At 70.0% G+C, this 13827-nt stretch carries 13 protein-coding genes; 7 read left to right on the forward strand and 6 right to left on the reverse strand.

The window, feature by feature from the left end; genetic code table 11:
* Positions 1 to 100: 100 nt before the first annotated feature.
* From ACX80I_RS03570 to ACX80I_RS03580, 3 genes are all read right to left on the reverse strand, one after another.
* Positions 101 to 1264 (reverse strand): mannitol-1-phosphate 5-dehydrogenase, encoded by a 1164-nt coding sequence (locus tag ACX80I_RS03570; RefSeq protein WP_459343776.1) that lies wholly within the window; start codon positions 1262 to 1264, stop codon positions 101 to 103.
* Positions 1264 to 3234, reverse strand: coding sequence for a PTS mannitol transporter subunit IICBA (locus ACX80I_RS03575; protein ID WP_459343777.1), 1971 nt, complete (start codon positions 3232 to 3234; stop codon positions 1264 to 1266). Before ACX80I_RS03575 ends, ACX80I_RS03570 begins: the two co-directional genes overlap by 1 nt.
* A gap of 61 nt (positions 3235 to 3295) precedes the next feature.
* Positions 3296 to 4024 (reverse strand): TetR/AcrR family transcriptional regulator, encoded by a 729-nt coding sequence (locus tag ACX80I_RS03580; RefSeq protein WP_087076736.1) that lies wholly within the window; start codon positions 4022 to 4024, stop codon positions 3296 to 3298.
* A gap of 116 nt (positions 4025 to 4140) precedes the next feature.
* Between ACX80I_RS03580 and ptsP the strand changes: the two genes are divergently transcribed.
* On the forward strand, positions 4141 to 5823 hold the full coding sequence (gene ptsP, locus ACX80I_RS03585; RefSeq protein WP_459343778.1) for a phosphoenolpyruvate--protein phosphotransferase: 1683 nt from the start codon (positions 4141 to 4143) through the stop codon (positions 5821 to 5823).
* A 105-nt stretch (positions 5824 to 5928) separates the two neighbouring features.
* On the opposite strand, the gene ACX80I_RS03590 is transcribed toward ptsP, so the two are convergent.
* Positions 5929 to 6840, reverse strand: coding sequence for a DUF6807 family protein (locus ACX80I_RS03590; RefSeq protein ID WP_459343779.1), 912 nt, complete (start codon positions 6838 to 6840; stop codon positions 5929 to 5931).
* The gene (locus ACX80I_RS03595) at positions 6837 to 7982 is read right to left on the reverse strand and encodes a Gfo/Idh/MocA family protein (RefSeq protein WP_459343780.1); all 1146 of its coding nucleotides are present in this window, start codon (positions 7980 to 7982) and stop codon (positions 6837 to 6839) included. The genes ACX80I_RS03590 and ACX80I_RS03595 overlap by 4 nt, the downstream gene beginning before the upstream one ends.
* Positions 7983 to 8152: 170 nt before the next feature.
* Between ACX80I_RS03595 and ACX80I_RS03600 the strand changes: the two genes are divergently transcribed.
* Positions 8153 to 9199 (forward strand): LacI family DNA-binding transcriptional regulator, encoded by a 1047-nt coding sequence (locus ACX80I_RS03600; protein ID WP_459343781.1) that lies wholly within the window; start codon positions 8153 to 8155, stop codon positions 9197 to 9199.
* Between the two features lie 8 nt (positions 9200 to 9207).
* Here ACX80I_RS03600 and ACX80I_RS03605 read toward each other — a convergent pair whose 3' ends face one another.
* Complete coding sequence (locus ACX80I_RS03605; protein WP_301226325.1) at positions 9208 to 9432, reverse strand: hypothetical protein; 225 nt, start codon at positions 9430 to 9432, stop codon at positions 9208 to 9210.
* A gap of 321 nt (positions 9433 to 9753) precedes the next feature.
* On the opposite strand from ACX80I_RS03605, the gene ACX80I_RS03610 reads away from it, so the two are divergent.
* The 5 genes from ACX80I_RS03610 to ACX80I_RS03630 all read left to right on the forward strand — a co-directional run bounded on the left by ACX80I_RS03610 (position 9754) and on the right by ACX80I_RS03630 (position 13823).
* Positions 9754 to 10047: a hypothetical protein gene (locus ACX80I_RS03610; protein WP_459343782.1), complete on the forward strand. Its 294-nt coding sequence runs from the start codon at positions 9754 to 9756 to the stop codon at positions 10045 to 10047.
* 168 nt (positions 10048 to 10215) lie between these two features.
* The gene (locus ACX80I_RS03615) at positions 10216 to 10512 is read left to right on the forward strand and encodes a hypothetical protein (RefSeq protein ID WP_459343783.1); all 297 of its coding nucleotides are present in this window, start codon (positions 10216 to 10218) and stop codon (positions 10510 to 10512) included.
* Between the two features lie 88 nt (positions 10513 to 10600).
* On the forward strand, positions 10601 to 11788 hold the full coding sequence (locus ACX80I_RS03620) for a Gfo/Idh/MocA family protein (protein WP_459343784.1): 1188 nt from the start codon (positions 10601 to 10603) through the stop codon (positions 11786 to 11788).
* Entirely contained in the window at positions 11785 to 12939 is a 1155-nt protein-coding gene (locus tag ACX80I_RS03625; protein WP_459343785.1) for a dihydrodipicolinate synthase family protein, read from the forward strand. The genes ACX80I_RS03620 and ACX80I_RS03625 overlap by 4 nt, the downstream gene beginning before the upstream one ends.
* Positions 12936 to 13823: a sugar phosphate isomerase/epimerase family protein gene (locus ACX80I_RS03630; protein WP_459343786.1), complete on the forward strand. Its 888-nt coding sequence runs from the start codon at positions 12936 to 12938 to the stop codon at positions 13821 to 13823. Before ACX80I_RS03625 ends, ACX80I_RS03630 begins: the two co-directional genes overlap by 4 nt.
* The last annotated feature ends 4 nt before the right edge of the window (positions 13824 to 13827 follow it).

Here is a 13827-nt window from a genome sequence, read left to right on the forward strand (position 1 = left end):
CGTCAAGGGAGGGCGAAGAAAAAGGGAGCAGCCGCAGCTGCTCCCTTTCCCTGTGCTTGTGCTTGTGCTTGTGCTTGTGCTTGTGCCTGTGCTTACGCGATCAGCCGTGCTCCGCGTGATGGCCGGGCGCATGCTGTGCGATGAGGTCGCGGACCGGACCGTACAGCGGGTGATCCGCGGGCAGGCCCGTGATCGACGTCGTGGCCTCGCCGGGCTCCTGGGTGGCCAGGATCTCGGCGAGCGCGGCGACCTCGGGATCGTCGGGAGCCGAGAAGGCCAGTGCGGCCCGCATCGCCTCGAGCAGTGCCGCGGGGTGCACCCCGGTCTCGGCCAGCTCGGCGGCCGGCCCGACGAAGCGCTCCTTGCGGCTCAGCTTCCGCAGCGGCGCCCTGCCGACGCGCACCACCGTGTCCGGAAGGTGCTGGTTCATGAAGCGCCGCAGGATCTTCTGCACGTAGGCTTCCTGCTCCGCGTCGTCGAACCCGTGCTTGGCGACGAGCAGCTGCTTCGTCTCGTCGAGCACGGCCCGCACCTTCGCCGCGATGGCGTCGTCCGCCATGGCGTCCGCGATCTTCTCGACCCCGGCCGCGTAGCCGAAGTAGGCCGCCGACGCGTGGCCGGTGTTCACCGTGAACAGCTTCCGTTCGATGTACGGCTCGAGGTCGTCCACGTACGTCGCCCCGGGGATCCCGGGTGCGTTCCCGTTGAAGGGGGTGCGGTCGATGACCCACTCGAAGAAGGTCTCCACCGTGACGTCGAGGCCCTGGCCCGCCGCCTGGTTGGGGACGATGCGATCCACCGCGGTGTTCGCGAAGACCGCCCTGGACGCGAGGTCCAGTGCGGCGCCGTCGTACGTCTGCTCGACTTCGCGGCGCAGGATGTCCGTCGCGTTGATGGCGTTCTCGCACGCCATCACCTGCAGCGGCGCAAGGTCCTCGCTCCGGCGGGCGATCGCCCGGGCGATCACCGGCGCGACGAACTTCAGGACGTTCGGGCCCACCGCCGTGGTGACCATGTCGGCCGTCGCGATCTCGCCGACGACGTCGTCCTCCTGGGACCGCGAATTCAGGGCACGGTAATTGTCGACCGTCTTGACCGCCGGGTCCTCGCCGACCTCGTGGATGTCGTAGCTCGGCGTCGAGGCGAGCTGGTCGATCAGGGCGTCCGCGACGTCGGCGAAGACCACCTCGTACCCGGCTTCGTGGAGCAGGAGCCCCACGAAGCCGCGTCCGATGTTGCCGGCACCGAAATGTACTGCCTTCACTAGGCATTGACCTTTCCGAAGAGGGCGAGGACCTCGTCCACCGTCGTGGCCTCGTCGAGCTTGGCCACCTGGTCCTTGTCCGAGAAGACGCGGGCGATCGCGGACAGGATGGACAGGTGCTCATTGTTGACGCCGGCGACGCCGACCACGAACTTGACCTGCTTGCCGTTCCAGTCGATGCCCTCGGGGTAGCGCACGATCGACACGGCGGAGCGGCGGATCAGGTCCTTGGCCGCGTTGGTACCGTGCGGGATGGCGAGGAAGTTGCCCATGTAGGTGGGAACGGACTTCTCGCGCTCGTGCATCGCCGCGACGTAGCTGGAATCCACGGCACCCCGGTCGACCAGCAGGCGGCCGGCCTCGTTGATGGCGTCCTCCTGCGTCGTCGCCCGGCCGCGCAGGACCACGCTCTCCTCGGCGAGGACGTCATGGGAGGCGGTCCCGGCATCGGCGTCGGCTGCCACGTCGGCGGGCATCGGGGCCTTCGGGTCGACCCCGCCTTCAGCGGCAGCACTGGCGCGCACCAGTTCGACGATCTCGTCGTAGCGGGGGCTGTTCATGAAGTTGTCGACGGAGACGTGCGTCGCGCTCTGCGTCAGGGGCTCGGCGCGGGCGGCGAGGTCCTGGTGCGTCACGACGACGTCGTAGTCGTCCTTCAGGTTGGCGATGGCGAGGTTCGAGACCTTGACGTCGGGGAAGCCGGCCGCCTTGATCTTGTTGCGCAGCACCGATGCACCCATCGCCGAGGAGCCCATGCCGGCGTCGCAGGCGAACACGATGTTGCGGATGGGCCCGTCCGTGGCTGCCGAGGAGCGGAAGTTGCCCGCGACGGAGCTCTTCTTGCCCTTGAGGCCTTCCATCTTCGAGGCGGCGGCAGCGATGTCGTCGTTGTCCTGGTTCTTCCCGGTCTTGAGGATGACCGAGGCGACGAGGAAGGACACCGCCGTGGCGAGCAGGACGGCGAGGGCGACGCCGACGTAGCTGTCACGGGAGGTCTGGGCGAAGACGGCGATGATGGATCCCGGGGCGGCGGGAGCCACCAGGCCGGAGTTCGTGATGCTCAGGGTCGCGATACCCGTCATGCCGCCGGCGATCGCGGCCAGGATCAGCAGCGGGCGCATCAGCACGTACGGGAAGTAGATCTCGTGGATACCGCCCACGAAGTGGATGATGGCAGCACCGGACGCGGAGGCCTTGGCTGCGCCGCGACCGAAGAACATGTAGGCGAGGAGGATGCCGAAGCCCGGACCCGGGTTGGCTTCGAGCAGGAACAGGATGGACTTGCCCTGCTCCAGCGACTGCTGGACGCCCAGCGGGGTGAGCACGCCGTGGTTGATGGCGTTGTTGAGGAACAGGACCTTCGCGGGCTCGATGAAGATGCTGGTGAGCGGCAGCAGGCCGTTGTCGACCAGGAACTGGACGACCTTGCCTGCGCCGGTGCTGAAGGCCTGGACCAGCGGCGAGACGCCGTAGAACCCGATCAGCGCCAGAAGGGCCCCCCAGATGCCCGCGGAGAAGTTGTTGACGAGCATCTCGAAGCCGGGACGGATCTTGCCGTCCCACAGGGCGTCGATCTTCTTCATGGTCCAGCCACCCAGCGGGCCCATGATCATGGCTCCGATGAACATCGGGATGCCGGCACCGACGATCACGCCCATGGTGGCGATCGAACCGACGACGCCGCCGCGCACGTCGTAGACCATGCGGCCACCGGTGTAGGCGATCAGGAGGGGCAGCAGGTAGTTGATCATCGGTCCCACGAGCCCGACGTTCGCCACGCCGTCGGTCTCGCCGTAGCCGCCCAGTTGCGGAACGGGCAGCCAGCCCTTCTCGATGAAGAGGGCCGTGACGATACCCCAGGCGATGAAGGCGCCGATGTTGGGCATGATCATCCCGGACAGGAACGTCCCGAATTTCTGCACGCGGACCCGGGCGCTGGTGCCGGACCTCGCTTCTAGTTGTGTTGCCACTTTTTTCCTTACCGTTGTCCCCGCAGCTCTGCGGGGAGGGATGGATTGTGAGGGATGAGCGTCAGCTTGCCGACCGGCTGGAGATGCGCTGGAGCCATTCGAGGAAGAGCTTCAGTTCCGAACTGGAGAGCTGGTCGGGGTGCGAGGACTGCAGAGCGGCGTTGAGCGCTATGGCCGCCACGACCACCGAGGGCGTTCCCTCCGTGTCCGTGGTGGGATCGGCCTCGGAATCCGTGGCCACGGCCGAGATCACGGCCTCCCGGGTCATGGCGGACAACTCGAGGTTGCGCTTCGCCGCCGGTTCCGCGATCAGCATGAGCGTGACGCCGATGTTGGCGGCGAGCATGCTGCGCGCGGCTTCGTGCGGTGACACCACGAGGCGCGCTGCAGCGGCCGCCCGCCCCAGCACCTCCTCGAGGAACGCCTCCGCGCTGGCCACCATCGACGGCCGGCGCTCGGGCTGGATGTTGCCGAACATCACCAGGTAGAGGTGCGGGTGGTCGAGGCCGAACTGCACATGGTTGTCCCAGTGCATCCGGAGGTCCTCGATGGGCTGTCCCGACGTCGGGAGGCTTCTCTCGGCGTCGAGGTACTCGGAGAAACCCTCGGCGACGACGGCGTCGAACAGGCCCTCCTTGTCACCGAAGTGGTGGTACAGGGTCGGAGCGGTGACCCGGGCGGCCTGGGTGATCTGCCGGGTCGACACGGGCTCGCCGTTGGACTCGGCGAGCAGTGCCGCGGCCGCCCTGAGGAGCCGAACCTTAGGCGCTGGTTCGCCTACTTTTTTCATGCCTGCTACCGTAGCACCTATAGCAGTGTTATATGAACTGGGTCACAAATGTTTTTGCCTCAGGCGGCACAATGGTGCTAGACCGAGACCACACGGCAAGGAAACGAGGACGTTCGATGGAGAATTTCGCAGGGGTCGGAGTGAGCCCCGGACGCGTGATCGGCCCTATCCGCCATATGCCGAGATCGGTCAGCGAACCTCCCCCGAGTGAACGCCACGCCCTCGATGCTCCTGAAGAGGCCGTCGCCGCCCTGAAGGCCGCGTCGAAGGCCGTCCAGGAGGAGCTCAAGCGCAGGGCGGGGATCGCCAAGGGCGATGCGCAGGCCGTCCTGCAGGCGACATCGCTCATGGCGGCGGACCCCATGCTGCTGAAGTCCGCGACCAAGCTCATCAACAACGGCGCCTCCCCCGCCCGCGCGGTCTGGGAGGCGGGCGCGTCCGTCGCCGAGATGCTCCACAACCTGGGCGGCTACATGGCCGAGCGCACCGCCGACGTCCTCGACGTGCGGTCCCGGATCGTCGCCGAACTCCGGGGGCTGCCCGCGCCGGGCATCCCGTCGTCGGACACGCCCTTCATCCTCGTCGCCGAGGACCTCGCCCCTGCCGACACGGCCACCCTGGATCCCGCGCAGGTCCTCGCCCTCGTCACCTCGGGCGGCGGTCCGCAGTCGCACACGGCCATCATCGCCCGCTCACTCGGACTCCCCGCCGTCGTGGCCGCGTCCGGCGTCGACGACATCGCCGACGGGACGGTCGTCTTCGTGGACGGAGCGGCCGGGACCATCTCGCTCGACCCCGGAGCGGAGGAGGAGGCCGCGGCCGAGGCCTATCGGACCGCCGCGGCAGCACTCACGGTCTTCGACGGTGTCGGCGTGACCGCGGACGGGCACGAGGTCCCCCTGCTGGCCAACGTGGGTGGAGCGAAGGATGCCGTGAAGGCCGCCGAAGCGAAGGCGCAGGGTGTGGGCCTGCTCCGCACCGAGTTCTGCTTCCTCGAGCGGGACACGGAGCCGACGGCGGAGGAGCAGATCGAGGCGTACAAGGGCGTATTCGACGCCTTCCCCGGCAAGAAGGTCGTAGTCCGCACACTGGATGCCGGCGCCGACAAGCCACTCCCCTTCCTCACGGACTCCACGGAGCCGAACCCGGCGCTGGGCGTCCGCGGCTACCGCACCGACCTCACGTCCCCCGGGGTCCTCGAGCGCCAGCTCAGCGCCATCGCGGAGGCCGCCTCCCAGGCCACCGCGGACGTGTGGGTCATGGCACCCATGATCTCCACGGCCGAGGAAGCCGCGGACTTCGCCAAGCTGTGCAGCAATGCCGGCCTGCAGACGCCCGGCGTCATGGTCGAGGTCCCGTCGGCTGCCCTGATGGCCGAGGCCATCCTCGGCGCGGTGTCCTTCGCGAGCCTCGGCACGAACGACCTCACGCAGTACACGATGGCCGCGGACCGCCAGCTCGGCTCCCTGGCCGCCCTCAACAACTCCTGGCAGCCCGCGGTCCTCCGCATGGTCAAGCTGACCGTCGAGGGCAGCGCCGCCGAAGGGCACGCGAAGCCCGTGGGTGTGTGCGGCGAGGCTGCAGCGGATCCCGCCCTCGCCGTCGTCCTCGTGGGACTCGGCGTCTCGACCCTGTCCATGACGCCCCGGGCCCTCGCCGGTGTCGGCGCGGTCCTGAACAGCGTGACCCTCGCCGAGGCGCAGCGGATCGCCGGCATCGCGGTAGCCGCACCGACGGCGGCGGAGGCTCGCTCGCGGGCCCGGGCCGAGCTGCCCGCCCTGGAGCCGCTCGGGCTGTAGCGCACCGGAGCCGGGCCGGGGGCGCTCCTAGCCCCCGGCCGCGAGCGGCACCCTGCCCGGCAGCCCGTGCCCCGTCGCCACGAGGGCGCGGCGGCCGCGAGGTACCTAGGGCCGGACCACCCCTGCAGCTCCTCCGGCCACCCCTGCCTGCCGGGCCGCCGCGGCGAACCCCGCGTCCGGCACAGGTCCGTCCGCTGTGAGGAGCGACCAGCTCCAGTCGATCACGTCGCCGGCCCCCAGGCGCACCTCGTGGGAGAAGAACGGCGCCGCGCACAGCATGGGGGTGCCCGTGCTGCGGACGAACCACGGGGTGGGGCTTCCCGGGTTGCCGGCCGCCGGGACCATGAGGACCGACGCGGTATCCGACCGGAGCCCGAGCCAGGGGCGCCTGCCCCCCATGGCCTCGGCTTCGGGAAGGGAACCGACGCCGTCGGCCGATCCTGCGATGATCGCCGCTCCGTCGAACGACGCCGGGAGGCGCAGGAAGAAACCGCCGTAGCCCGCGTCCGGGCGGCCCGCCGTCGTCGGGCTGCCGAACGCGAGGGGCCCGCCGCTGGTGTTGGCCCACCTGCTCCGCACGGAGGTGAGGATCCACTCCGAACCGGCGGCGGTCAGGCTCTCCGCGTGCCAGGTCCGCTCCTCTGCCAGGAAGCTGCTCCCGTCCGCCGCACACCAGTCGATGTGCTGGACCACGCCGTCCCGCTCGCGCGCCGTCGTGCGCACCCGCTGCGAGCCGTTGTTCGGCAGCTGCACGTAGCCCTGTCCGTCGCTGTAGGTCGGGCCGCCCCACAGGTTGACCGGGTGGGCCTGCCCGGCGACGGCGATGTTCGAGACGGCGATGCCGAGGCCCCAGTGCCAGGGGTGGTCCGCGGGTCGGTAATCGCTGACGGGGAGCCCGCCGGGTGTCGGTACGGGATGCAGGAAGGGCCGGGGCGAGTGCTCGTCCGGTTCTCCCGCGCCGTCGTGCAGGACGCCGGCATTGCGCCCTTCCGCCGTCAGGGTTACCGGGTCGGTCATGACGGACCGGCGGACAGGACCCCGGGCCGGCCCTCGATCACCTGCCCGGACAGGGTCCCGCGCAGCGCGGGGTCCGCCAGGTCCTCCCTCGTGATCCACCGGCCCTCCCGCGCGGAGGCATACATGCCGGTGACGATCTCCAGGGCGCGGGCCGGATGCGCCACGATGCCCGGCATGCCCCGCCCTTCGATGAGCGAGGCGTAGATCCCTGCGAAGAGGGCGTCGTGCCCGCTCGGCACCTCCTGCTCGGGCAGCGCCCAGGATGCCGCCGTCCCGTCATCGACGTGGGGCGCCGGGGTGATCGTCCAGTGGGCGTGGCCGTGGCCGTACAGGTGCTCGAGCTCGATCGTCGCGTTCTCCGTGTCGATGCGGAGGAGGCTGGACTGCCGTGGCGCGAGGACCGTGGACACCACCGACGCGACGGCACCGGATGCGAAGACGAGGGACGCGTGCGATAGGTCCTCGGTCTCGACGTCGCGGTCGAGGCGCCACATCGTCGCGTGCACTGCGGACCACTCCCCCAGCAGGTATGCGAGCAGGTCCACCTGGTGGCTGCCATGGCTGAGCGTGGTGCCGCCACCCTCCGTGGCCCAGGTGCCCCTCCACGGGACGGCGAAGTACTCGGCCGTCCGGTACCACTGCGTCTGGCAGAGCGCGGAGAGCGGGCGCCCGAGGACGCCCGAGTCCAGCAGCCCCTTCACGTGGGCGGCGGCGGTCCCCGAGCGCTGCTGGAACACGACGGCGAGGCCCCGGTCCGCTGCGCGGCCGGCGTCGACCATGGCATCGAGCTGGGCGAGGCTGAGCGCGGCGGGCTTCTCGACGACGACATGGGCACCTGCCGCGAAGGCCGCTGCCGCCTGCTCGGCATGACCTCCCGGAGGCGTGCAGACGTGGAGGACGTCGACGCTCTCCCCTCCGAGCAGATCCTCCAGCGACTCGTAGCGGGACGGCAGTCCGTACGTCTCGGCGAAGGCCGCGAGGTGGCTCCGGGAGGGATCGGCGGCGGCGACCAGCTCCACGCCCGGCAGGAGGTGCAGGGCTTCGGCGTGGAGGTGCGCCACTGCGCCGGTGCCCAGGATCGCGGCCCGCAGGGGCCTCCGGACTGCAGCGGTGGGTTCGGGGGCCGGACTCGACGGGGGCACGGATCCTCCAACAGCTACAGGAATGCGGTTCCGGACACGCTACCAGAGAAAGCGCTTACCGAACGGGGCACGGCGGCGCCGGCGCAGATCCCCGCCGTGCGAGAATAGCCCTTTCCGGAATTCCCCGGGGTGTCGCCGGAGCGGTCGATGCCCACACCGTCAGGAGAGCAATGTCGGCACCGGCAAGCAAGAGTCCCGCGACGCTGCACGACGTCGCCAGGGAAGCGGGAGTCTCCCTGGCGACGGCGTCGCGGTCCCTGAACGGCAGTGCGCGCAAGGTGAACGAGGACTACCGGCAGCGCGTCGTCGAGGCGGCCCAGCGGCTCGGCTACACGACCAACCTCTTCGCGCAGGCCGTGGCCAAGGGCAGCACCACCACCGTGGCCCTGCTCGTGGCCGACATCGCGGACCCCTACTTCTCGAGTATCGCGGCCGGAGTCATCGATGCGGCGAGCGAGGAACGGCTCGTGGTGACCATCGCCGTCACCGGCCGCGACGCGCAGCGCGAACTGGACACCGTGCGGGCACTGCGCGGACAGCGTCCCCGCGTGATGATCCTCGCCGGCTCCAGGACCACGGGGTCGGCGTTCGAGGTCCAGCTGCGGAGCGAGCTGTCCTCCTTCGAGGACACCGGCGGGAAAGTCGCCTTCATCAGCCAGGACGCAGCCCCCTTCGCGACGGTGCTCCTGGACAACCGGGGCGGGGCCCGGAACCTCGCGGTCGCACTGGCCGAGCTCGGGTACCGTGACTTCGCCGTCATCGCCGGACCGGCCGAGATCCGGACGGCCCAGGAACGTCTCGACGGTTTCTCGGAGGGACTGGCTGAGCACGGGATCTCCCTGCCGGCCGAGCGCGTCATCCACTCGGACTTCACGCGCGACGGGGGCTATCGCGGCGCCCAGGACCTCCTGGCGTCGGGCGCCCGGGTGGACCTGGTGTTCGCGGTGAACGACGTCATGGCCGTCGGCGTCGTGTCCGCACTGCGCGACGCCGGGATCGCGCCGGGAGAGGACATCGGCGTCGCAGGTTTCGACGACATCCCGACGGTGCGGGACATCACGCCCGCCCTCACCACCGTCCGCATCCCCCTCGAGGAGGTGGGCCGCCGCGCCCTCCAGCTGGCCACGGGATCGGCGCACGGCGCACCGGATGCCGGCGACGGTCCGGAGCCCATCCGAACCGAGACGATTCTCCGGGGCAGCACGCCCCGGCGGTAGGCCTGGGCTCAGAGGGGCCGGATCGGGTCCGGTTCGACGTCCGGGGCCGCCAGCTTCACGACGTCGTCGAGGGGCAGTTCGGCGACCTCCGCGACGGCCCGGATGTCCTCGCCGTGGCTGATGGCCTCCGCGACGGCCTCCTTCAACACCAGCTCAGCACGGTCGAGCTCGAACTCGACGTCCTCCTTGTCCGCGGCGGCAACGCGGATCTTCTGCAAATCGTTCTTCGTCATGGCGTTGCGGGTACCTTCCACATGGTGGATCAACGGCGGAACGGTGCCACCCCTCCGGACCGGACTGTCCGCGATGCGGCGACGGTGACATCGTCGCGCTCATCCTATCGAGAGACCCGGCGACAAGGTACGACCTCACGGCCCGGACACCTCGCCACGCCGGGAACCGCCTAGCCCCGCGCCTGCGGGAACGCCACCGCAACAATCATCCCCGCCCCAGCATCCCGAGCGCTCCCGCACGACCAGGATGGGATCAGCAAAGGGAATCCTCATGCAGCGGTGAACGCCCCTCGTGTCGGAGCCGCGGCGTACCCTCGTCGCATGGCAGAACGACCGGGATGGCACGGCATCCCACCCAGCGCCGACAGGTACCGTCCACCGCTCCAGCTCCAGGCACCGGGGAGCGGCATCACCGAGCCCCTCAGGTCACCCGCGCTCTGGGTCGACCTCGACTACCCCGACGGCTCCACGCGGACACAGAAGGGCTTCGCCATGGCCTGGACGGCGACGTCGGTCCTTGCGCAGTGGATCGAATACTCCCGGGCCCGCGAGGCCTGGGTGGACGCGGCGCGCTGCCGCCGCCGCGAGCTGAAGCCGCAGACGCGCGCGGCCTGACGGCTTCCTGCCGGAGCTTGCTCCCGACACCACTCCCCGCACCACACCGGGGACCGTTCCCGGCACTGCCCCGCTGCTGATCCATGCCTGCCCCTGGTGGATCGGCTCCCTCGTAGAGTGGTCGCATGGACACGCCGCCGTCGCACTCCCCCGCCAGGGTAGGCCCCCGTGGCTAGGGCGGCCGGCTGGCACGGACTTCCGCCGACGACGCACGTGTTCGTACCCCCGCTCCAGCTGGAAGCGCCTCCCGAGCCCATCACCGAGTCCGTCTCCCCCGCTCCGGCGCTCTGGGTCGACCTCGAGTACCCGAACGGCTCACGGCAGACCGTGCGCGGGTTCGCGATGGCGTGGACCGGCTCCGCCGTCCTCGCCCAGTGGATCGAATTCTCGATCGCCCGGGAAGCGTGGGTCCGCCCCGACCAGTGCACCCGCCGTGACATCCCCCGCCGCACCGACGGCACCTGACCTCCCCGTCGCTTATTGCCCCTCCCTGCTTCTTCCCCTACACTCTCGGTAAGCGCTTTCCGCGCTGCCGGAGCCAAGAGGAGCATCAATGTCGACGAGGACAATCGGAATCATCATGAACGGCGTCTCAGGACGGATGGGATACAGGCAGCACCTGGTCCGTTCCATCCTCGCCATCCGGGACCAGGGAGGAGTTCTCCTCTCCGACGGCAGCCGAGTCCAGGTGGAACCGATCCTGGTGGGCCGCGACGAGGCGAAGCTCGCCGAACTCGCCGCGAAGCACGGCATCGAGCACTACTCGACCGACCTCGACAGCGTCCTGGCGGACCCGACCTGGGAGATCTACGCGGACTTCCTCGTGACCAAGGCCCGGTCTGCGGCCATCCGAAAGGCCATCGCGGCCGGCAAGGCGATCTACACCGAGAAGCCCACGGCCGAGACGGCCGCCGATGCCCTCGAACTCGCGAACCTCGCCGAAGCTGCCGGCATCAAGAACGGGGTGGTGCACGACAAGCTGTACCTGCCGGGCATGCAGAAGCTCAAGCGCCTCGTGGACTCCGGATTCTTCGGCCGCATCCTCTCGGTGCGCGGCGAGTTCGGCTACTGGGTCTTCGAGGGCGGCTGGCAGGACGCCCAGCGCCCCAGCTGGAACTACCGCACGGAGGACGGCGGCGGCATCGTCATCGACATGTTCCCGCACTGGAGCTACGTCCTGGAGAACCTCTTCGGCAGGGTCGAGTCCGTCTACGCCCGCGCGGTCACGCACATCGACGAGCGCGTCGACGAGCAGGGCCACCCCTACCGGGCCACTGCGGACGACGCCGCCTACGCCGTGTTCGAGCTGGAGGGCGGCATCGTGGCCCAGCTCAACTCGAGCTGGACCGTCCGGGTGAACCGCGACGAGCTCGTGCAGTTCCAGGTGGACGGCACGCACGGCTCGGCCGTCGTGGGGCTGTTCGGCTGCAAGATCCAGCCGCGCAACGCCACGCCGAAGCCGGTCTGGAACCCGGACCTCGAGGACACGCACGACTACGACGCCGACTGGATCGACGTCCCCACCAACGAGGTGTTCGAGAACGGTTTCAAGACCCAGTGGGAGGAGTTCCTGCGCCACGTCCTGGAGGACGGGCCGCACCCGTACGACTTCCTCGCCGGTGCCCGCGGAATGTACCTCGCGGAGCAGGGGCTCGAGAGCTCCCGCTCCGGACGCCGCCTCGAACTGCAGGACGTGCGCACTGCCGTGCTCCCCCTCGAGGAAGCGGTCACGCTGGCATGATTACCCTCGTCGATGCGGCGGGGACTCCATCCGCCGTCGAACTCCAGCCCGCGCCGTCGTTCTCCAAGCCGACCGCGCCCCTGACCAGCCGGACCGTGTATGCGGCGGCGCACGTGGTCCCCCGCACGACGGCGGAGAACGTGCCCGGCGCTGCAGCGGACCTCGACTGGGATGCGACCCTCGCGTTCCGGCACCACCTGTGGTCCTGGGGGCTCGGCGTCGCGGATGCGATGGACACCGCCCAGCGCAACATGGGGCTCGACCCCGCCGCGACCCGCGAACTCATAGCGCGCAGTGCTGCCGAGGCCCGTTCCGTCGGCGGCGCCCTCGTGGCCGGTGTGAACACGGACCACGTCGAGGACCGCGTGATCTCCCTCGACGCCGTGATCGACTCCTACAAGGACCAGCTCCACTTCACCGAGGACGCAGGCGCGTCCGTGGTCCTGATGGCGAGCCGGCACCTCGCCCGCGCCGCACGGACCGCCGAGGACTACCAGCGCGTGTACTCCGAGGTGCTGGCAGCGGCCGGCGCCCCCGTGATCCTGCACTGGCTCGGCAGCGCCTTCGACCCCGAACTCGGCACCTACTTCGGCTCGGCGGACACCGACACGGCGTCCTCGACCCTGCTGAAGATCATCGCCAACTCCCCCGACAAGGTGGCGGGCGTCAAGATGAGCCTGCTCGATGTGGACTCGGAGCGGGCGGTCCGTGCACAGCTCAACGCTCCCGCACGCATGTTCACCGGAGACGATTTCAACTACGTCTCCCTCATCGGCGGGGATTCGTCGGGCTACTCCGACGCACTCCTCGGCGCCTTCGCCGCGCTCGGTCCGCACGCGTCGGCGGCCGTCCAGGCGCTCGACGCCGGCGACTCCGACGCGTACTCACGGATCCTCGGTCCCACCGAAGCACTCTCACGCCAGATCTTCGCGGCGCCGACGTTCTACTACAAGACGGGCGTGGCCTTCCTCAGCTGGCTCAACGGGCACCAACCCGGCGTCGGCATGGTCGGCGGGCTGCACGCGGCCCGCAGCCTGCCGCACCTGTCGGAGATCGTCCGCCTCGCGAACCAGTGCGGGGCGCTCGAACAACCCGAGCTGGCCCGTGAACGCTGGCACGCACTGCTGCGCGTGAGCGGGGTGGCGGCATGACGCCGAACGAGCGCCTGTCGATCAACCAGGCCACCATCAAGTACGCCCCCCTTCGCGAGGCGCTCCGGGTGACCGCCGATGCCGGCATCGCCGGCATCGGCCTGTGGCGGGACTCCGTGGAGGCAGCCTCGCTGCCCGAGGCCGCACGGCTGCTCGCCGATTCGGGACTGCGGTTCTCCAGCCTCTGCCGCGGCGGCTTCTTCACCGTGCCGGAGGGCCGGGCACGCCGCGCCGCGATGGACGACAACCGGAGGGCGATCGAGGAGACCGCCCAGCTCGCGGCTGCCGGCGCCGCAGGTTCCGCCGCGGTCCTCGTCATGGTCGCCGGCGGTCTGCCCCAGGGATCGAAGGACCTCGCAGGAGCCCGTGCGATGGTGCAGGACGCCCTCGGGGAGCTGGCGTCCGACGCCGAGGCCGCGGGGGTGACGCTCGCCCTCGAGCCGCTCCATCCGATGTACGCCTCCGATCGGGCCGTCATCTCCACGCTGAAGCAGGCCCTCGATCTCGCCTCGCCGTTCCCCTCCTCCGTGGTCGGAGTGGTCGTCGACACCTTCCACGTCTGGTGGGATCCGGAGCTGTCCGGGCAGGTTGCGCGGGCAGGCGCGGAGGGCCGGATCGCGAGTTACCAGGTCTGCGACTGGAAGACCCCCCTCGCCGCGGACGTCCTGCTGTCCCGCCACTACCCGGGCGACGGCGTCATCGACTTCGCGGCGATCACCCGTGCCGTCACGGCGGCCGGGTATGCCGGAGATGTCGAGGTGGAGCTCTTCAACCAGGACATCTGGGACACTCCGCCGGCGGACGCCGTCGCACGGACCGTCGAGGGTTTCGAGGCGAACGTCGCGCTGCACCTGGGCGCCCTGAGCGGCGACGCCCGGCCGTAGCATC

Source organism: Arthrobacter rhamnosi (assembly GCF_054510855.1).

Excerpts from the sequence above, each read along its gene's own strand:
- ACX80I_RS03605 (WP_301226325.1), bottom strand. The coding sequence starts at position 9,432 with ATGACGAAGAACGATTTGCAGAAGATCCGCGTTGCCGCCGCGGACAAG.
- ACX80I_RS03600 (WP_459343781.1), top strand. The coding sequence starts at position 8,153 with ATGTCGGCACCGGCAAGCAAGAGTCCCGCGACGCTGCACGACGTCGCC.
- ACX80I_RS03620 (WP_459343784.1), top strand. The coding sequence starts at position 10,601 with ATGTCGACGAGGACAATCGGAATCATCATGAACGGCGTCTCAGGACGG.
- ACX80I_RS03590 (WP_459343779.1), bottom strand. The coding sequence starts at position 6,840 with ATGACCGACCCGGTAACCCTGACGGCGGAAGGGCGCAATGCCGGCGTC.
- ACX80I_RS03630 (WP_459343786.1), top strand. The coding sequence starts at position 12,936 with ATGACGCCGAACGAGCGCCTGTCGATCAACCAGGCCACCATCAAGTAC.
- ACX80I_RS03625 (WP_459343785.1), top strand. The coding sequence starts at position 11,785 with ATGATTACCCTCGTCGATGCGGCGGGGACTCCATCCGCCGTCGAACTC.
- ACX80I_RS03610 (WP_459343782.1), top strand. The coding sequence starts at position 9,754 with ATGGCAGAACGACCGGGATGGCACGGCATCCCACCCAGCGCCGACAGG.
- ACX80I_RS03580 (WP_087076736.1), bottom strand. The coding sequence starts at position 4,024 with ATGAAAAAAGTAGGCGAACCAGCGCCTAAGGTTCGGCTCCTCAGGGCG.
- ptsP (WP_459343778.1), top strand. The coding sequence starts at position 4,141 with ATGGAGAATTTCGCAGGGGTCGGAGTGAGCCCCGGACGCGTGATCGGC.